This is a genomic window from Streptomyces bambusae, from assembly GCF_020532645.1.
Classification (GTDB): domain Bacteria; phylum Actinomycetota; class Actinomycetes; order Streptomycetales; family Streptomycetaceae; genus Streptomyces; species Streptomyces bambusae.
This window is the reverse complement of record NZ_JAJAUZ010000007.1, coordinates 41,292-59,764: the sequence shown is the minus strand read 5'-3', so window position 1 is coordinate 59,764 and position 18,473 is coordinate 41,292. Positions and strand designations below refer to the sequence as shown.

The following is an 18,473-nucleotide window of genomic DNA, read 5'->3' as shown; positions in this document are numbered from 1 at the left end:
ATGCACATGGCTCGCGAGTACGGTTCCGTCCGGTTCGCGCTCCCGGTGTTCAGGCGGACGGACACCCCGCCCGACGGGTCGGTCGGGGCCGTGATGCGCGACCACACCTGGCTCGCGCTGCGCATCCAGAGCGCCGCCCGGATCGGCATCGTCCTCGTCGTGTTCACGATGAACATGACGGTGTTCCCGCCGCGGGAGCACGCGACCATCGCCTACGTCATCGAGTGGTCGGTCGTCGTGGTCTACCTGTTCCTGCTGCTGGCGCAGTGGGACCGGCTGACACCGGTGGTCGCCTCGCTCGGGCCGGTCGTGCTCGACCTCGCCGCCATCACCACCGTGCTGATGCTGACGGGCGGCTTCCCGAAGGACACGTCGAAATACATCACGCTCTTCGACGACCTGTACTTCCTCGTCCCGATCGTCGCCGCTTTCCAGCTGTTCCCGTACGTCACCGCCTTCGCCGGGGCGGCCTCCGTGGTGGCCTACCTCGGTGCGGCGATCGCCGCCGAGCCGGCCCCCGACTGGGTGTACCTGATCAGCCACGCCTCGTTCCTGGCGATGGTGTCGCTGTGCTGCGTGCTGTTCTCCGCCATCCAGCGGTCCCGGGTCTCGACGATCGCCGATCTGGTGCGGCAGCGGTCGGAGCTGCTGGGGCAGGTGATCTCGCTGGAGGAGGACGAGCGGCGCAAGATCTCCGAGGTGCTGCACGACGGGGCCTTGCAGAGCGTGCTCGCCGCGAAGCTGGACGCGGAGGAGATCAGCGAGGCCCGGCCCGGTGAGGACGTCCGGGAGGCGCTGGTGCGGCTGGAGGCGACCCTGGAGGACGCGGCCCGGCAGCTGCGCTTCTCGGTGACCGAGCTGCACCCCGACCAGGTGGAGCTGGCCGGCCTGGAGCGTGCCCTGCGGTCGCTGTTCGAGGAGGGGGCCGCCCGGGGCGGCTTCGAGCTGGACATGGAGTTCCGTATCGCCGGCCCCACACCGGTCGACGAGCTGATCTTCCGGGCGGCCGGCGAGTTCCTCTCCAACGTCGTCAAGCACGCCGAGGCCGGGCGCGTGCGGGTCGGCGTCGACGTCACCGACCGGACGGCGCGCCTGGAGGTCGTCGACGACGGCAAGGGCATCGCCCCGGGGCAGCTGGCCGCGAAGGCCGCGGCGGGACACATCGGGGTGTCCTCGCAGCGGGTGCGGGCCGAGGGCATGGGAGGCCGGTTCACCCTCGAGAACGTCCAGCCCCGCGGCACGGCAGCGGCCATCGAACTCCCGCTGCGCCCGGGTCACCCCGACCGGTCCCCCGACCCCGAACCCGGCCCGGGCCCCGGCCCCGGCGGCTGAAGACCAGGGCCCCGACCGGAGCCCCGGTCGGGGCGGGCCCGGCCGCCGTGGTGGCTCAGACCACGGCCTTCACCGCGGCAAGGACGATGTCGGCGACCGCGTCCGGCCTGGACACGGCGACGGCGTGCGAGGCGGCCACCTCGACGGTGACGGCCCCGGCCCGCTCGGCCTGGAAGCGCTGGGCCTCGACCGGGATGGTCCGGTCCTGCGTGGCCACGAGGTACCAGGACGGGATGTCCCGCCAGGCCGCCCCGGTCCCGGCGTCCGAAAGGCTCGCCGCCTCCACGGGGCGCTGGACGGCGGCCAGGACGGCGGCCGTTTCGGCGTCGACGTCGGCGGCGAAGACCCGGTGGAAGGCGTCGGGCCTGATGTACAGGTCGGTGCCCTCCCCGCCGGACTCCGCCACGTACGGGACCGGGACCAGGACCTCGCCGAGCTCGCTGCCGGGGAAGCGGCCGAGGAGGTCGGAGGCGCTCTCGCCCGCCTCCGGGGCGATGGCGGCGACGTAGACGAGCGCCTTGACGTGGTCGAGGCCCTCGGCGGCGGCGGCGGTGATCACCTCGCCGCCGTACGAGTGTCCGACGAGGACGACGGGACCATCGATCTGCCGGAGGTAGCCGGCCAGGTAGGCGGAGTCCCCTGCGAGGCCGCGCAGCGGGTTCGGGGGTGCGGTCACGTCGAGTCCGGCGTCCTGGAGGTTGCGCACGACGCCGCTCCAGCTGGAGGCGTCGGCGAAAGCGCCGTGGACGAGGACGATCCGGGGTCGGTTCATGCTGGTGTTCCTTAGCTGACTGAGGGGCTCCGAGCCTGGCACCGGGGCGACGCGGCGCGCGTCCCCCTCCGGGCGCCGACGGAGGGGGAACACGGCCACGTCATTGGGTCTAGGACCGGTATGGGGTCAGCCCATTTCCTCCAGCTTCCTGCCCTTGGTCTCGGGGACCCACTTGAGGATGAAGGGGATGGAGAGCAGGGCGAAGGCCGTGTAGATCACGTAGGCACCCGACAGGTTCCAGTGGGAGAGGCTGGGGAAGGTCACCGTGATGACCCAGTTGGCGACCCACTGGACGGCGGCGGCCAGGCCGAGGGCGGCCACGCGGATGCGGCTCGGGAACATCTCGCCGAGCAGCACCCAGACCACGACGCCCCAGGAGAGGGCGAAGAACAGGACGAAGGCGTGCGCGGCGATCAGAGCGACCGTCGCCGGTCCCCCCGCGAGGTGCACTCCGGCGCCGGTACCCGTGCGCTGGGCGAACGCCCAGGCGGCGAGGCCGAGGGAGAGGGCCATGCCGACGGAGCCGATGAGGGCGAGCGGCTTGCGGCCGATCCGGTCGACGAAGACCATCGCGATCACCGTGCCGATGATGTTGATGATCGACGTGGTGAAGGAGTAGAAGAACGAGCTGGTCGGGTCGATGCCGACGGACTGCCACAGCGAGGAGCTGTAGTAGAAGATCACGTTGATGCCGACCAGCTGCTGGAAGACGGACAGCCCGATGCCGATCCAGACGATCGGCAGGAGACCCGCACGTCCGCCGAGCAGGTCCCGGAACCTCGACTTCACCTCGCTGCGCATGGCCGTGCGGATCTCGGAGACCCGGGCGTCGAGGTCCGTGCCGGCACCCTCGATCTCGCCCAGCACCTGCTTCGCCTGCTCGGTGCGGCCGGCGGAGATCAGGAAGCGCGGGGACTCCGGGATGACGAAGGACAGCAGGCCGTAGAGCAGGGCCGGGACCACCATCACGCCGAGCATCCACTGCCAGGCTTCCAGCCCGCCGATCCTGCCGCGCTGGTCGCCGTCGGCCAGCTTGAGGACGCCCCAGTTGACGATCTGGGAGACGGCGATGCCGATGACGATCGCGGCCTGCTGGAACGAGGCCAGGCGGCCGCGGTAGGCGGGCGGGGAGACCTCGGCGATGTACGCGGGACCGATGACGGAGGCCATGCCGATGGCGAAGCCGCCGATCACCCGCCACATCGCCAGGTCCCACAGGGCGAACGGCAGCGCCGAACCGACCGCACTCACGGTGAACAGCACCGCAGAGATCTGCATGCAGCGGATCCGGCCGATCCGGTCCGCGATCCGGCCGGCCGTCGCCGCGCCGATCGCACAGCCGATCAGGGCCGCCGCGATCACCTGGGCCAGCGCCTCGGGCCCGATCGCGAAACGGTCCCGGATGGCCTCGACCGCGCCGTTGATCACGGAACTGTCGTAGCCGAACAGGAAGCCGCCCATGGCCGCCGCGGCGGCGATGAGCACGGCCCTGCGCAGCGGATGCTCCGAGGGGGTGCGGGCAGCTGGGGTGCGGGCAGAGGTGCCGCCGGTGCTTCCCGGCGGGGTGATGACGCTTTCCACGGTCGCTCCTGGGGGAACTGGTGCGGCCGGCGCCCGGCGGGCGCCGGTGGCAGCGCGATGCAGCTTCTGCTTCTTTGTAGTCCGGCCGCCCGTCGCGCCCCTCCCCCTGCCGGAGGAGACCGCAGGGGGATCGACGGCGCCGCCGGTGACGGTCCCTACAGGCCGGCGATCAGGGCGGCACCGAAGCCGAGGAACACCAGACCGGCCGCGGCCCGGAGCCAGGCCGTCAGCTGCGGACGGCCGCCGACGGCCCTGCCGATCCGGGCCGCGGCCAGCACCAGACAGGTCTGGTAGCACACGCTGATCAGCTCGTAGACGGCTCCGAGGAACGCGAAGGCCACGTGGGGGTGGGCCGCCGACGGAGCGACGAACTGGAGGAAATAGGAGAGGAAGAAGACGATCGCCTTCGGGTTGAGCACGGTGACCACGAAGGCCCGGCGGGTGCCGGCGACCGTGCCCGGGCCCGTCCGGGTCCCGTCGGTCGCCGTCATCGGGGCAGTCGGGATGTCCGCAGGGGTGCTCGGACGGAGCGTCCCGGACCCGGCCGACCGACGCGCGGTGCGCAGCATGCCGACGCCCAGCCAGGCGATGTAGGCGGCGCCCGCCCATCTGACCCACGTGACGACCTGGGGGTCGGCCCGGAGCAGGTGCGCGGCTCCCACGACGGTGAGGACCATCAGGACGACTTCGCCGGCGAAGACGCCGAGGGCGCAGCGCAGCCCGGCCCGCCGGCCGCCTTGCGCAGCGGCCGTCAGGGTGCCGAGCGAGCTGGGCCCCGGCAGCAGGATCACCAGCAGGGCACCCAGGACGAACGCCTGGAGGTGCTGCGTTCCCCACACGGCCCTGCTCCCCTCCTGGAAACCGCAGCGCTCTGCGGCGGCCGGTCCACCGTAGGAGCGGCGCCGGGCAGGAGCGCCCGCCGATCGGGGGACGGGACCGGGGGATGCGGCGGAAGGAGCCCGGCGTCGACGGCCCGCCGCGCCGGATCCTCCTGTGCGCAGTGCCGAAGGAGGTGCCGGTGCGGTGCGCGGGGCAGCAGCGTGGGCGGTGCACGAGCAGAACGACGAAAGGCAATCACGATGACCGCACCGGACCCGGTGGACGTCTTCCACTCCTACTACGAGAGCCTGGTCGCGGGCGACATGGAGCGGCTGGCCGCGCTCCTCGCCGACGACGTCGTCTGGCACCAGCCGGGCGAGGGCGACCTGTCCGCCAGCTACCGGGGGCGGGACGCAGTGCTCGGGCTGTTCGCCGAGTTCGTGGGGCGCAGCGGGGGCACGTTCCGGTTGGTCGTCGAGGACGTGATGGCCAACGGGCCGTTGGTGGCCGCGACGGTCCACTTCAGTGCCGAGCGCGCCGGCCGGGAACCGCTCGCGATGTCCGGGGCGGACCTGATGAGGATCGAAGGGGGGCGGATCTCGGAGGTGTGGCTCTTCTCCCGGGACCAGGCTGCGGAGGACGTCTTCTGGTCCTGACCCTCGTGTGCGGTCGTGCGTGTGGCCGTACGTGCGGCCGTGCGGCGTAGTCCCTTCGGAGGGCCGGTCCGCGGTGCCGCCCGCGGCGGGGGCGCCCCAGGATGGCAGGGCCCGGCGCCGACGCCCCGAGCGGCGCCGGGCTCCCCCGGCACGACGAATCCGATGCAGGAGCACGTACCCCCATGGGCAACTGGACCGCCGAAACCCGTGACAAGACCGCCGTCCTGACGTTCCGGCGGCTGCCGGACAACCAGATGGACCTCGCGTCCCTCGGCGAACTGGCAGACCTCCTCGAAGGTCTCGCGCACCGCACCCACGACGTAGCCGTGGTGCTCCTGAGGGGCGGGATCGACGGGATCTTCGTCAAGCACGCCGACCTGGAGGTCCTCCGGCTGGCCGCCTCGGGTGCCCTGACCGCCGAGGACGCCGCGGTCTGGCCGCGCGCGCTGGGCCTGCTGGAGTCCATCCCGCAGCCGGTGGTGGCCGCGGTCGACGGGCAGGCCTGGGGCGGAGGTCTGGAGATCGCCTTGGCGGCGACGCTGCGGATCGGTTCGGCCCGGACCCAGGTCGGCCAGCCCGAGATCCTCAACGGCCTCATCCCGGGTGGCGGCGGCACGCAGCGCCTGCCCCGCCTGATCGGCCCGGGAGCAGCCGCCGACCTGGTCCTGACCGGCCGTACGGTCGGCGCGGAGGAGGCGCTGCGGCTCGGTGTCCTCAACGCGGTGCTGCCGGCGGAGGACTTCGACCGCCGTGCCGAGGACTGGGTGGCGCAGGTGGCGCGCAACCCTGCGCCGGCGCTCTTCGCGGCCAAGCGCGCCCTGGCCGCGAGCCGTACGCTGCCCCTCGACGAAGGCCTGGCCCTGGAAGCCGCCCTGTTCCGGCGGGTGGTGCCGACCAGCGTCTTCGGCGGGGCGGCCCCGGCGGAATGACCGCCTGCCGGCGCGGCGGCCGGGCAGGCACGCGCCCGGCCGGCGGCCCACGGCCCCGGCGCCCTACATGTACATGCCCACAGGGGCGGTGGCCGTGCCGTGCCGCAGGGACGGCCGGCCGCTTTCCTCGCGGGTACGGGCGTACAGCTCGGCCAGGGTCGCGGGGCCGCCCGGGCCGCGGGCTGTGACGCCGCCCCGCCAGCGGGCGGCCTCTTCCGGGGTGAGCGGCCCCACTTCGATCTGCGCCATGCAGCGTCCGGGCCGGGTGACGGCGGGGTGCAGGCGGTGCACGTCCTCGTTGGTCGTCATGACGAGCAGGGTGCCGGAGTCCTGCCCGAGCAGGCCGTCGCTGAGGTTCAGCAGCCGGGCCATGCTCTGGCCTGCGGCCCGCTTGGCGTCGCTGCGCAGCAGTTCGTCGCAGTCCTCCAGCACGAGGGCCCGCCAAGGGCTGTGTTCGGGGCCCCGGTTGAGGGCGGTGTCGAGGAGGTAGCCGGAGGAGGAGAAGAGGTTCTCGGGGTCGAGCACGTACTCGAACTCGCACCAGTCCCGCCATTCCTGGGCCAGTGCCCGCAGCGCGGTGGTCTTGCCGGTGCCCGGAGGTCCGTGGACGAGGAGGATCGCGCCGTCCATGCCGTCGGGGCCGAGGGCGGCCAGGTGGTCGAGCCGGTCGCGGGCCGCCGCAGTGTAGTTCTGCCGGATCGCGTCCCAGCGCGGCGCCTTCGTGTCCCGGGAGATGCGTACGGCGGTCCCCAGCTCGGAGAGGTGCCAGAACCCGATCGGCACGGTGGCGTGGTCGGCCGGTTCCTTGCCTTCGTGGGCCCGGGTGAGACCTTCGAGGACCTCGGCGGCGAGGGCCTCGGTCCCGGCGGTGACCGCGATTTCCGCGTGGGTCGACGACCCCTTGGTCATGCGGGCGACCGTCGCGGTCCAGCCCGGCCCCTCCAGCAGGCCGACGGTCACGGCTTCGGAGGTGAACTGCCGTACGAGCCGTCCCGCGCACACCTCCCATCGCGGGGCTCCGTCCAGACCGTGGAGCCGGCCGGTGCGGGCGTAGGGCTGGGTGCCGTCGAGGAACGGGGCGAGCGCCATGGCCTGGATGGCGTGCCGGGCGTTCTCGGTGCCGCGCAGCGTGAGCTGTGCGGGGTTCCTGCCGTCTCCGGTGGTGGGCCCGGGACGGGTGGCGGTGTCGCGCAGGGCGCTGAGGGCTTCGGTGGACATGGGCCCAGTCTGTGATCTGCACGTGGCTGCGTGGAGGGCCGCCGGGGCACGGGAACGGGCACGGACGCGGGGCGGATGCCGGCAACGCCGTGCGAGGCACGGGACCGGGCAGCAGACCGCCGTACGACCGGCCCGGACGGGGCTGGTCGTACGGCGGTCCGCCGATGCCGGTGCGGAGGCTACTGCTGGGCGCGGGCCGCCCGCCGGGAGCGGACGAACAGGAAGGCACCGGCCGCGGCGGCGAGGGTCGCGCTGGTGCCGAGGGCCAGGAGCAGGGCACCGTTGGCGCCGGTGAGCGCCAGCAGGCCCTCGCTCTCCTTGTCTCCCTCTTCGGAGCCCGAGCCGCCGCCGGCGGCGATCTCGACCTCGGCGGTCGCCTTCTGGTTGTCGAGCTTCGGGTCGAACGCGTCGGTGCCGACGGTGGCGGTGGCGACGATCTTCTCGGCGGGCGCGGTCTCCTGGCCGTCCTTGCCGGTGTCCGGCGCTGCGGTCGGGACCGCGTCCGCGGTCTTCTCGGTGGCCTTCTGCTCGGGAACGGTGCCCGTGATCTCCACGGTGCGCGACTCGCCCGACGGGACGGTGCCCATGTCCTTCAGTTCCGCCGGTGCGGTGAAGCCCTCGGGGAGTTCGGTGACGACACGGACCTTGTCCGCTGCGGACGGGCCGTTGTTGGTGACCTTCATGGTGAAGGTCACCTCGGAACCGGGCTTCGCCTTCGGAGTCTCGCCGGCCTTCGTCTCCCCGTCCTTCGGCTTGGCCGTCAGCTCGACGGCGACGTCCGCCGTGGCGGTGGCGAGGGTCGCCTTGTTGTTGGCGGGCTGCGGGTCGTCGGTGGCCGACGTCGCGGTGGCCTCGACCGTGGGCAGCTTCCCATCGCCGATGTCGCCCGTCACGGTCATGACGGCCGACTTGCCGCTCTCCAGCACCTTCAGCGAGCAGCCGGCGTCCTTCCCGTTCACCGTCCCGCACTCGGCGCCGTCCACGACCGCCTTGCCGGTGAGCGCCACGTCGGACACGCCCTTGAGCTGGACGCCGTGGGCGGCCTGCGGGCCGTTGTTGGTCACGCGGACCTGGTATTCGGCCTTGGTGCCGCCCTTGGTCTGCACCCAGCCGTCGACGGCGAGGTCCGCGGTGGCGAGGCCGACCGTCACGGTGTTGCCCTGGACGACGGGAGCCGTGCCGACTTCGGCTCCGGTCCGGTAGCTCAGGGTCGAGGACTGGCTGAACTTCGCACCGGCCGGGGCGTCCTTGGCGACCTGGAGTTCGTAGGTGACGACGGCGCTCTCGGCGTCGAGGACGCCGTCCTTGCCCAGGCGCACCGTCAGCTTTCCGTCCTCGACGGCGGCCGCCTCACCGGCCGGCTCGCCGTCGATCTTCACCGAGTCCGGTACCAGGGTCGCGTGTGCGGGCAGGTCCTGGATGAGCGAGGCCTCGTGCAGGGAGTCGGTGCCGGGCTTCTTGACCGTGGTGGTGAAGGCGACCTTGCCCTCGCGCTGGACCGTCTGGGCGGAGGCGCCGGTCTCGACGGCCGGCTGGCCGGGAGCGGGGGTGGGGGCCGGGTCGGAGGCCGGCGGGACCACCTTCAGGCTGGCGGAGTCGAGGAGGTTGCCCTCCGAGAGCGCCTTGAAGCCGAAGGCGACCTTCTTCTGGCCTTCAGGTACGACGTACTTGCCGGAATGCGTCTTCCACTCCTTCGTGCCGGCGATCGTGTCGCTCTCCGCACCCTGCGGCTTCACCGCCTTGAAGTCCGCGGGGGTCTCGCCTTCGTGGCCGAACACGACCTGCATCTTGTCGGCGTCGTAACGGCTCAGGTGGTTCACGCTCCACTCCAGTTCGTCGCCCGCATCCACGTCCACCCACTGGTAGACGATGTCCATGCCTGCGCGCGCGGTCAGCTCGATGAGCTGGTTACCTTCGGGAGCATCGACATTCCGGTGCTTCGCACCCCACACCTCGACCTCTCCCGCGGTGGACTTCCAGTCCACTTCGTTCTCCGGGACGTAGCGGAATTGGGTCGGAGTCACCTCCGGATGCTCGAAGCTCCCGTTCTTCAGCAGCTCTTCACCGCTCTGCGTCGTCTTGGGGGTGGTGGCGCCCGCCTCGGGGGCCATGAGTACGGAGCCTGCGAGGCATGCCGCGAACGCGCCGGCGGCTCCGTAGCGTCGAAGGGAAGGGAGAGTGGACAGGGAAGGCATGGCACCTGCTTCGTGGATCGACTGCCGTGATCGGGGTGGGCCGCGTACTGCGCAGTGCGGCGGCGGCACACGGCGAACCTTCCAGCCCCGCCCCGGGCCCGCAGGGAGCCGCCGGGAAGTCGTTCGGGCAGGAGGCCGGGGTGCGCGGGCGGCGGATCCGCCCCGGCGAGGCTGTCGTGGGCAGGTGCTCATACAGGTCCTCAGCGCAATCCCCGAGTCGGTTGAACACGGTGTCCGCCGGTCGACGGAGGACGGGCGACCGACCGGACTGTGATGCCCGTCACATCACTCGTGGCATGTGACGGAGCCCCAGGACCGTGCCGGGCCCCGTGTTCCCGCGGTCGTTGCGCGGTCGCCGATGCGGAGGGGCCGAGCGGTGCGCGTGCGCCTTCCCTTTCGGGCACGGATCCCGGGGACCGGTTCCTTGTCCGGCGATTGCTGTTTGCCTACGGTCACTTCAACCGCTCGGATCGGCACCCAGCCGGCCGTCCCGCATCCGCCCCGTTCTCCGGGACCGGACGACCGAGAGGCACCCATGCCACCCCACGCAAAGCACCGGCGCCCCAAGGGCCATGCGTTCCGGCGACGCATCCTCGCCGCGGGCACCGGACTCGCCCTGCCGGTCGTCCTCGTGGGCGCCGCCGGCGCCGCACCGTCCTCCAAGCCGGCCTCCTCCGGGGCGGGTGCGGCGACCGCGGCCCACCGCCCCGCTGCGGCCCACCCCGCCCGTACCGCGTCGGGCAGCACGGCGAAGCCCGCAGCGGCGAAGCGGCCCGCAGCGGGCACGGCACCGGCGGCGAAGGCCAAGAGCCGCCCCACCAGCCACGTGGTCCGCAAGGGCGAGACCCTGGAGGGGATCGCCCGCAAGACCGGTGTGAGCGCCGCGCGTCTCTACGAGAGCAACAAGCGGCGGATCGGACCGAACCGTCACAGCCTCCCCGCCGGACTGGTCCTGGTCGTCCCGATGAACCCCGGGAAGATGCTGGCGGCGCGGCACGACCGGACGCAGTCCCCGCCATCGGCGTCGGGCCATGCGAACAACCTCGACGGATGGATCCGGGAGGCCCTCGCGATCATGCAGGCGCACGGCATCCCCGGTACGTACGAAGGCATCAGGTCCAACATCCTGCGCGAATCGTCGGGCAACCCGAACGCCGTCAACACCTGGGACATCAACGCGGTGAACGGCACCCCCTCGAAGGGCCTGCTCCAGGTGATCCAGCCGACCTTCGACGCGTACCACGTCGCAAGCACCCCCCGGGACATCCTCAACCCGGTGTCCAACATCGTGGCCGCCTGCAACTACGCGTACCACCGCTACGGCTCGATCAACAACGTCTCCAGCGCGTACTGACGCGCGCCGCGGGTCCGGGCGGACCCGCGGGGCCAGCGACCTGCACGACCTGCCGCCGACCGGCGGCACATTGACGACTACGGTGCCCGTCCGGCCAAGCGGACGGGCAGCACGGCAAGGAAGGCCCGTTCATGGGACGGCACAAGATCCCCCCGGCCCGAGGGGCCCACGCACTGCCGACCGGTGCCAGGCTCATCGCCTCCGTGGCGGCGGCCGCGGCGGGCGCGGGTGCGCTGGCCGCAGCGCTGGTTCCGGCCGGCGGCCACGCCGCCGTGCACGCGACCGCACCGCGCACCGCCCACGTGGCCGCCGCACACCCGGTTCCCGCGGCCCCCGCACCGGCAGCACGCGACGGGAAGTCCGGGGGCGGGCAGCAGCCCGCGGGAGGCGGGTCCGCCGGCGCCGCCAAGGCCCGGCACAGCACCCCGGGGGCCGGGGCCGGGGTGACGGCCCGCATGCCCTCGGCCGCCTCGGCCCGGCGCCTGGACGCACTCCGGCGAGAGCGCGATTCCACCTCCCCCGAGGCCGTCCTGAGCCTGGTGAACCAGGCCCGCGCCCAGGCCGGCAGCCCGCCGCTGAAGCTCAGCCCGACGCTCACCGCGGACGCCGACCGGATCACCGCCGGCCTGCCGGAGCAGGCCGGACCGGCGGGCGTCGTGACGGGTGTGGCGGCAGGCGCGTCCGCCGGGCAGGCGGTCGGCATCAGCCGCAACGAGGTCGGGGCGCAGGCGGCGGCGAACGACTGGTTCGCCGATCCGGCCCAGCGCGCGAAGCTGCTCGACCCGCACTACACCGCCCTGGGCGTGTCCACCGTGACCACACCCGAGGTCATCTGGTGGACCCAGGTCCTGGGCCGGTGAGCCCTCCCCGGGACTCGGGCGGACCCGTACCGCGAACGCCGGCGGGGCTGGACTTTCCGGCCCCGCCGGCGTTTTGCGGTGCAGGGCAGCGGGCCGATCGGGGGACGGGCTGCTCCCCCGGTCCCCTCCGGTGACCGGACGGTCCCGGAAGACGGGCCCGTCCCTAGGGTCGGAGCAGGTGGCCTTGCCGGAACCGCGGTGTACCGACCCGCACGGGCAGGCCCCCGCTCCGCCGCCGGTCGGCGGAGGCCGTCCGCTCCAGCTGCGCCGATGCGGCGCCCCGGGGCTCCGAGCAAGCGGAAGTGACACCCATGCGCATGCAGAGAGAGGGCCGGAAGCGGCTGCCGAAGGTTTCGCTGCGCCTGCCGCGGTCCGGCCGACCGCAGCAGGATCCCCCGCCGCCCGCCGCGGACCCGCCGCCGCAGACGCCTCCCCCGCCCCGCGGCGGACGGCGGCTGCACCTCGGGGACCTGCGCGTGCGGACCCGCCTGCTGGCCGTCATCGCGATCCCGCTGCTCGTGGCCACCGTGCTGGGAGCCCTGCGGGTGAACAGCGCGCTCGACGTGGCAGGGCGGTACGAGCAGTTCCACGAGGTCGCCCAGCTGGCCCGTACGGGCACGGAACTGGTCCAGCAGCTCCAGCACGAACGCGACGTCGCGATCGACCCCCAGGCGGCGACCGGGGAAACCGGGAGCGGGCTGACCGCCGTACGGGAGAAGACGAACGAGCTGGAGCAGCGTTTCACCGACGAGAGCAGCAAGATCGGTCAGACCGGGCAGCTGAAGACCAGGCTCGCCGCCGTCAAGGAGGCCTTCGCGGAGTTCCCGCAGATCAGGACGGCGGCGGACCATGAGAAGTCCGGCACCAAGACCGACACCGCCTACCTGGGTCTGATCATGCCGCTGCTCGGCATCGACAACGAGCTCGACGGCCAGCTGGCGCAGTCGCACTCCCGCGGCTGGGGCCTGTACACGCTGGCGCTGAGCACGTCGATGCTCTCCAGTGAGCGCGCCCTGATGTCGCAGTCCGCGGAGAAGGGCGCCCTGTCCCCCACCCAGCGGGCGTCGCTGCTGGCGACCGTCATGGTCCGGGACATGGCCCAGCGCGAGTTCACGATGGCCGCGCCCCCGGCCGACCGCGCCGCCTACGCGAAGATCACCGAGTCTCCGGCGGCACAGAACGCGGAGAAGGCGCTGCAGCAGATGCTGGCCGCGCCGGAGGACCTGGCGAAGGCACCGGACCTGCCGGCGAATTGGTACGCCGACTTCGGAACCCGCGTCCAGGCGCTCGACGAACTCGGCCGGTCCGTCTCCGACCAGCTGGTGTCGGAGAGCAAGGCGCAGTACGACGACGCGATGACGCAGGCCCGCATCGACGCAGGAATCACGGCCGGTCTGCTGGTCGCGGCCCTGGGTCTGGCGTTCGCGGTGTCGCGCAGCATCTCGCAGGGCCTGGCGCGGCTGCACGGTGCCGCGACCGACGTGGCCGAGGTCCGGCTGCCGCACCTGATGCGGGATCTCCAGGACAACCCGCTGGCCGCCGTCGACCTGCACGTCCCGACGACGGGAATCGCCACCCGTGACGACATCGGCGACGTGGCACAGGCCTTCGACGCGGTGCACCGGGAAGCGGTGCGGCTCGCGGGCGACCAGGCGCGGCTGCGGGAGTCCGTCAGCACCCTGTTCCGCAACCTGTCGCACCGCAACCAGAGCCTCGTCCAGCGCCAGTTGTCCATCCTGACCACGCTGGAGCAGCACGAGGACGACGGAGTGCAGCTCAAGCGGCTGTTCGAACTCGACCACCTCGCGGCGCGGATGCGGCGCAACAGCGAGAACCTGCTCGTCCTGGCCGGCGGTCAGAGCACGTCCCGGGCGGCCCGGCCGATGTCCCTGCTGGACGTGGTGCGGACGGCGATGTCCGAGGTGGAGCAGTTCGAGCGGGTCGGCCACCCGGCGCTGCCGCCGGTGTTCGTGGCCGGCTACGCGGTCAGTGACGTCGTCCACCTGCTGTCCGAACTCCTGGAGAACGCCCTGATGTTCTCCAGCCCCCAGACCGAAGTGCAGATCGGCTGCCAGCAACTCCCGGACGGCCGGGTGCTGGTGGAGGTCCGGGACCACGGAATCGGCATGGACGCGGCCAAGTTGGAGGTGGCGAACAGCCACTTCGCGTCGGGCGAGGCCCTGGCCCCGGACGCGTCCGCCCACATGGGCCTGTACGTGGTCGGCCTGCTGGCCCGCCGGCACGGCATCGAGGTCGCGCTGCGGGCGGCGGCATCGGGCACCTCGGCGCTCGTGATCCTGCCGCAGGAGCTCGCCGTACGCGTGGCGGCGCAGCCGGACGCCGTGCAGAGCCCGCCGGCCGCCGCCCTGCCGTACGCACGGCCGGAGCAGCCCATCCCGGCCGCCGAAGGCCCCGGCGCCGCGCCCGCGGCCGCACAGACCGGGCCGACGCGCCCGCCGGGCCGTCCGGACCCGAGCGGTCCGGGCAGGCCGGAGGCGGCCGGCGGCCCGCCCTCCGACGCTCCTTCGGGCCGGTCCGGGCCGGCGTTCCCGCCCCCGCCCGCCCCCGCGGCCGACGGCTCCGGGCAGCCGGCGGCGCCCCGTACGGAGCCGGCCGCGGGCCCGGGTGGTCTGCCGCGCCGCGTCCCGATGGCCCACCTGCTGCCCGGCAGCGTGGCAGGGCAGGACCCGTACGCCCCGCAGGCGGCGGAGCACGGGGCGGCTGCCGAAGGTCCGGCGGCGACCGGCCCGGCAGCGGCCGCAGCACCGCCGTTCGCGGCGCCGTCCGCGCCGCCGCCGGAGCGGCTCCGCAGCCGGCTCGGGGCCCTGCACCAGGGCATCGCGCGGGCCGCGGACGAGGACGTACCGCAGGCCGTGGAAGGAGACCGGGCATGAACCGCACCGCAGGGCAGGCATCGACGGACCCGGTGGCCGTGCCGGCTGCCGAGAGCCTCGACTGGATCGTCAACCGGTTCACCGAGCGGGTCGTGGGCATCAGAGCGGCGGCCGTCGTCTCGGCGGACGGCCTGCTGCTCGCCTCGTCCGCGGGACTGCTCGGCGAAGCCACCCGGCTGGCCGCCGTCAGCAGCGGCATCGTGGCGCTGAGCAGCGGCGGGGCGCAGCTCCTGGGCCGCGGCGGGGTCTCCCGCACGGTGGTGGAGATGGCGCACGGCACGGTGGTGGTGATGTCCGTGTCCGACGGCTCGCTGCTGGCCGTGCTCGCGACTCCGGAGTGCGACCTGGGGGTGGCCGGCTACCACATGGCCCGGCTGGCCCGGCAGTGCGGCGAGGTCCTCACGCCCGCCCGGCGGGACGCGGCCGCCGCCGGGCTGCCGGTGGTGCCGGCGCTGCCGCGCGGGTCCGGAGCGGCCGCATGAGCACGGTGTCCGGCGGGCCCGAAGGCCCGGACGCCGTCGCCGACGGCTTCGGCCCGCGGCCCTACACGCTGACCCGCGGCCGCATCCACGCCAGCCGTCCGCTGCGGCTGGAGACGCTGGTGGAGACCGTGGGACGACCGGACGGGTACGCGGCGCTGCCGGAGCACGACCGGATCCTGGACCTGTGCGGGCGGCCGCGCTCGGTGGCGGAGGTGTCGGCCCTGGTGGGGCTGCCCGTCGGTGTCGTGCGGGTCCTGGTGTCGGACCTCGCCGACGGCGGCCAGCTGCGGGTGCACGAGCAGGACGGGCACAGCGCCCCCGCCTCGATGCTGGGCCGGCTGCTGCACGGCCTGGAACGCCTCTGACGTCCTCATGCAGGAGAGCAAGGAGAAACGAGTGAACACGACGGGCAGCCGCCTGATCACCAGCGCCAAGATCGTCATCGCCGGCGGGTTCGGCGCGGGCAAGACCACGTTCGTGGGGGCGATCTCCGAGATCGAGCCGCTGCGGACCGAGGCCGTCATGACGGCCGCCTCGGAAGGCGTGGACGCGCTCGGCCACACCCCGGACAAGCGGACCACGACGGTCGCGATGGACTTCGGGCGCATCACGATCGACGAGGACCTCGTGCTGTTCCTGTTCGGTACGCCGGGCCAGGACCGCTTCTGGTTCATGTGGGACGACCTGGTGCGCGGCGCCGTGGGCGGGATCGTCATCGCGGACACCCGGCGCCTGGAGGACAGCTTCGCGGCCGTGGACTACTTCGAGAACTGCCGGCTGCCGTACGTGGTGGCCCTGAACCCGTTCGACGGGCGCCGGCTGCATCCGCCCGAAGAGGTCCGGGCCGCACTGGGCGTGGCCGGGTCCGTACCGGTCGTGTACACCGATGCCCGGGAGCGGCAGGACGTACGGCAGATGCTCGTCGAGGTGGTCCGGGAGGCGCTTCGCGCCCAGGGGGTGCACCCGGACGGGGGCGTGGGCGTGGCGGGGGAGCAGAGCAGTGCATGGACCGGTCAGGAGGTACACCCGTGAACAGCACAGCAGTACGGACCGCCGGTCTCCAGGCGGCGTTCGCCGGGTTCGTCGCCCGTACCCCGGGCATCGAGGAGGGGGTCGTCGCATCCGGAGACGGCCTGGTGGTCGCCTTGTCGGCCGGCGTGCCGCGGGACCGCGCCGATCAGCTGGCGGCGCTCGCCACCGGCCTGGCGAGCCTGTCCGCGGGCGGGTCGGCCCTGTTCGGCGGCGGGGAGGTGGTGCAGACGCTGGTGGAGATGGACGACGGGGTCCTGTTCGTCGCCGAGGCGCCCGGTGGCGGTGTGCTGGCGGTCGTGGCGGGGCCGGGCTGTGATCCGGGGGCCGTGGGTTTCGAGCTGTCGACCTTCGCATACGGGGCCGCCGTGCTCTGACGGCACACCGTGGGCAGCCGCCTGCGGGCCGGGATTCCCGGCCCGCAGGCGGCTTTGTGTGTGTCCGGGACCGGTCGGCGCGCAGTCAGCCGCCGATGCGGACGTTGTGCGCGGGGGCGGCCGGCATGATCCGGCCGTTGGGGGCGGGTACGGGGTCGGCGCAGGTCTGCACGGTGTCACCGGCGCGCGCGGCCGGCTTGCCGCCGATCCGGACCGTGCCGCTGCCCTTGAGCACGATGCCCGTGTGGGTGGGCGGGACGGAGAACGTCGCCGGTGCCGGCGCGATGTGCGGGGGGCTGATGGCGGCGGTGGAGGAGAGGGTCGCGGCCGGCTTGCCGCCGATGCGCACGGTCGGGCAGCAGCCGCCCGTCAGAGTGGCCTGGTAGGCGAAGGGCATGGGCTGCGGGGTGGGGGGACCGGGCGGGGCCGGTACCAGGACGATGTGGATGTCGGTGCCGGTGACCTTGTCGCCGAGGCGGGCTGCGGGCATTCCGGGCATGGCGCTTCCTTTCACGGTGGACGGGCGGGCGGAGGCCCGGGTCAGGTGGTGGTGGTGACGGTGGCCGGGAAGAGTGCGGTGGGCTGGCAGGTGCCGCTGCTGGACTCTTCGCAGCGCACGGCGACCACGATCGAGTCGCCCGCCCGGAAGGTGGCTCCGCCGGGGAAGGTGTAGCGCTCGTGCGTCAGGGTGGCCAGTGAGCGTTTCAACAGCACGGTGCTGTTCCGGCGGATCTCCAAGGTGCCTTCGTTGCCTGCCTGGTTGGTGAGGATGACCTCGTCGGCGGTGATCGTCTGCCCGGCCGGGACCTTGCGGCTGCGGGTCGAGGCGGTGCTGCTCATCTCGCTGCCGGATCCCTGAATGACGATGTTCTCGGAGGTGACCTCCGGGCCTCCGCCGGCGGGCGGCTTGGCGGCGCCGCCGCTGCCGCCACTGCCGCCGCCGGTGCCGCCGGAGTCCGCCGAACCGCCCGGGTCCTGGCCGTTGTCCGCGCCACCGGAGCCGCCCGGGCCGGCCGGCGCCTGGCCGGCGCCCGGGTTGCCGCCCTGGGCCGGCGGGGGCACGGCCCCTCCGCCGGATGCGCCCGGGGAGGGTGCGGAGGCACCGGGCGCGGGCGTGGTGCCGGGGGCCGGGGCGGTGGGGCCGGTGCCCGGCGAGGCGCTGGGGGCTCCGCCCGCGATGGCCTTCGACGTCGGCCGGGCATCGAAGATGCTCGGCCCGAGCACGGCCAGGACCACGACCCCGGCGACGCCGAAGGTCAGGGCCTTGGGCAGCCAGCGCGGCAGCAGCGCGGGCTGGACGACCACGCCGGCCGTCTCCAACCGGGTGCCGTCCGAGGCCGTCAGCCCGATCTCGACGGGCACGGTCTTGGGCTGGCCGGTCAGGAAGCGCTGCTTCATCTTCATGCGGACCGGGATCAGCTGCGTGGTGCCGCCGTCGACGACGGTCTGCTGCGGCTTGAAGCGGAACGCCACGGAGCCGCTCTCGTCCTTGCCGGTGAGCTGGACGGTGACCGGGCCGTTGCCCAGGTTGTCGACGGCCAGTCTGGTGCGGGCCCGGCGGGCGCCGCGAACGGTGCGCGGGACGAGTTCGGCAGAAACCTCCGAGAAGCCGGTGACGTCGACGGTGCCCTCTTCGATCACCGAGCCGTCGGTGTCCTCCTGCGCCATCACGCGCAGCGCGAACGCCTTTTTCCCGCAGGGGACTTCGGAGGAGCGCGGCGGGGCGAAGGTGATGACGGCCACGGCGTCGTCGCCGGGGAAGACGTTGACCGTCTCCGGCTCCACGGTGGTCCACTCGGCGGCGTCGCCGAGCACGTCGAGGGTGAACGTGTCGACCGTGTGGCCGGTGTTGTGCAGGCGCACCGAGCAGGTGGCGCTGTCACCGGCCTCAACGGCGACGTCCCGTTCGTCCAGCGATGCGATGACTCCCATGGGGTCACTGTGACGGCCCGGGCCGGGGCCGGGGATCGACGCC

The 18,473-nt window shown here is 73.3% G+C and carries 16 protein-coding genes and 1 pseudogene; 10 read left to right on the top strand and 7 right to left on the bottom strand.

Annotated features, from left to right (window positions below; genetic code table 11):
* Nucleotides 1-6 precede the first annotated feature (6 nt).
* On the top strand, nucleotides 7-1,332 hold the full coding sequence (locus LG634_RS37775) for a sensor histidine kinase (RefSeq protein WP_264202818.1): 1,326 nt from the start codon (nucleotides 7-9) through the stop codon (nucleotides 1,330-1,332).
* Nucleotides 1,333-1,387: 55 nt separating this feature from the next.
* Here LG634_RS37775 and LG634_RS07225 read toward each other — a convergent pair whose 3' ends face one another.
* The 3 genes from LG634_RS07225 to leuE form a co-directional block, all read right to left on the bottom strand.
* Nucleotides 1,388-2,104, bottom strand: a complete 717-nt coding sequence (locus tag LG634_RS07225; RefSeq protein ID WP_226732802.1) for an alpha/beta fold hydrolase — start codon at nucleotides 2,102-2,104, stop codon at nucleotides 1,388-1,390.
* A gap of 126 nt (nucleotides 2,105-2,230) precedes the next feature.
* Entirely contained in the window at nucleotides 2,231-3,589 is a 1,359-nt protein-coding gene (locus LG634_RS07220; RefSeq protein ID WP_372482382.1) for a sugar porter family MFS transporter, read from the bottom strand.
* Between the two features lie 251 nt (nucleotides 3,590-3,840).
* Nucleotides 3,841-4,524, bottom strand: coding sequence for a leucine efflux protein LeuE (gene leuE, locus LG634_RS07215; RefSeq protein ID WP_226732801.1), 684 nt, complete (start codon nucleotides 4,522-4,524; stop codon nucleotides 3,841-3,843).
* 240 nt (nucleotides 4,525-4,764) lie between these two features.
* Here leuE and LG634_RS07210 point away from each other — a divergent pair, with 240 nt between their 5' ends.
* Nucleotides 4,765-5,160, top strand: coding sequence for a nuclear transport factor 2 family protein (locus tag LG634_RS07210; protein WP_226732800.1), 396 nt, complete (start codon nucleotides 4,765-4,767; stop codon nucleotides 5,158-5,160).
* Between the two features lie 182 nt (nucleotides 5,161-5,342).
* Nucleotides 5,343-6,089 (top strand): enoyl-CoA hydratase/isomerase family protein, encoded by a 747-nt coding sequence (locus LG634_RS07205; RefSeq protein WP_226732799.1) that lies wholly within the window; start codon nucleotides 5,343-5,345, stop codon nucleotides 6,087-6,089.
* Nucleotides 6,090-6,152: 63 nt separating this feature from the next.
* Here LG634_RS07205 and LG634_RS07200 read toward each other — a convergent pair whose 3' ends face one another.
* Entirely contained in the window at nucleotides 6,153-7,307 is a 1,155-nt protein-coding gene (locus LG634_RS07200) for a DUF5925 domain-containing protein (RefSeq protein WP_226732798.1), read from the bottom strand.
* A gap of 179 nt (nucleotides 7,308-7,486) precedes the next feature.
* Nucleotides 7,487-9,418, bottom strand: a complete 1,932-nt coding sequence (locus tag LG634_RS07195) for a DUF11 domain-containing protein (protein ID WP_226732797.1) — start codon at nucleotides 9,416-9,418, stop codon at nucleotides 7,487-7,489.
* A gap of 619 nt (nucleotides 9,419-10,037) precedes the next feature.
* Between LG634_RS07195 and LG634_RS07190 the strand changes: the two genes are divergently transcribed.
* The 7 genes and pseudogenes from LG634_RS07190 (at nucleotide 10,038) to LG634_RS07160 (ending at nucleotide 16,498) form a co-directional block, all read left to right on the top strand.
* Nucleotides 10,038-10,856, top strand: a complete 819-nt coding sequence (locus tag LG634_RS07190; RefSeq protein WP_226732796.1) for a LysM peptidoglycan-binding domain-containing protein — start codon at nucleotides 10,038-10,040, stop codon at nucleotides 10,854-10,856.
* A 131-nt stretch (nucleotides 10,857-10,987) separates the two neighbouring features.
* Nucleotides 10,988-11,716: a CAP domain-containing protein gene (locus LG634_RS07185; RefSeq protein ID WP_226732795.1), complete on the top strand. Its 729-nt coding sequence runs from the start codon at nucleotides 10,988-10,990 to the stop codon at nucleotides 11,714-11,716.
* 311 nt (nucleotides 11,717-12,027) lie between these two features.
* A complete protein-coding gene (locus tag LG634_RS07180; RefSeq protein WP_226732794.1) occupies nucleotides 12,028-14,610 on the top strand; it encodes a sensor histidine kinase in 2,583 nt (860 codons plus the stop codon).
* Nucleotides 14,607-15,092 (top strand): roadblock/LC7 domain-containing protein, encoded by a 486-nt coding sequence (locus tag LG634_RS07175; RefSeq protein ID WP_226732793.1) that lies wholly within the window; start codon nucleotides 14,607-14,609, stop codon nucleotides 15,090-15,092. The genes LG634_RS07180 and LG634_RS07175 overlap by 4 nt, the downstream gene beginning before the upstream one ends.
* Nucleotides 15,089-15,457, top strand: a complete 369-nt coding sequence (locus LG634_RS07170; protein WP_226732792.1) for a DUF742 domain-containing protein — start codon at nucleotides 15,089-15,091, stop codon at nucleotides 15,455-15,457. The genes LG634_RS07175 and LG634_RS07170 overlap by 4 nt, the downstream gene beginning before the upstream one ends.
* A gap of 7 nt (nucleotides 15,458-15,464) precedes the next feature.
* Nucleotides 15,465-16,046 (top strand): annotated as a pseudogene (locus LG634_RS07165) (GTP-binding protein); the annotation flags it as partial.
* A gap of 74 nt (nucleotides 16,047-16,120) precedes the next feature.
* The gene (locus LG634_RS07160; protein WP_226732791.1) at nucleotides 16,121-16,498 is read left to right on the top strand and encodes a roadblock/LC7 domain-containing protein; all 378 of its coding nucleotides are present in this window, start codon (nucleotides 16,121-16,123) and stop codon (nucleotides 16,496-16,498) included.
* A gap of 85 nt (nucleotides 16,499-16,583) precedes the next feature.
* Here LG634_RS07160 and LG634_RS07155 read toward each other — a convergent pair whose 3' ends face one another.
* Complete coding sequence (locus LG634_RS07155) at nucleotides 16,584-16,997, bottom strand: PAAR domain-containing protein (protein ID WP_226732790.1); 414 nt, start codon at nucleotides 16,995-16,997, stop codon at nucleotides 16,584-16,586.
* A 41-nt stretch (nucleotides 16,998-17,038) separates the two neighbouring features.
* Nucleotides 17,039-18,430, bottom strand: a complete 1,392-nt coding sequence (locus LG634_RS07150) for a COG1470 family protein (protein ID WP_226732789.1) — start codon at nucleotides 18,428-18,430, stop codon at nucleotides 17,039-17,041.
* Nucleotides 18,431-18,473 lie beyond the last annotated feature (43 nt).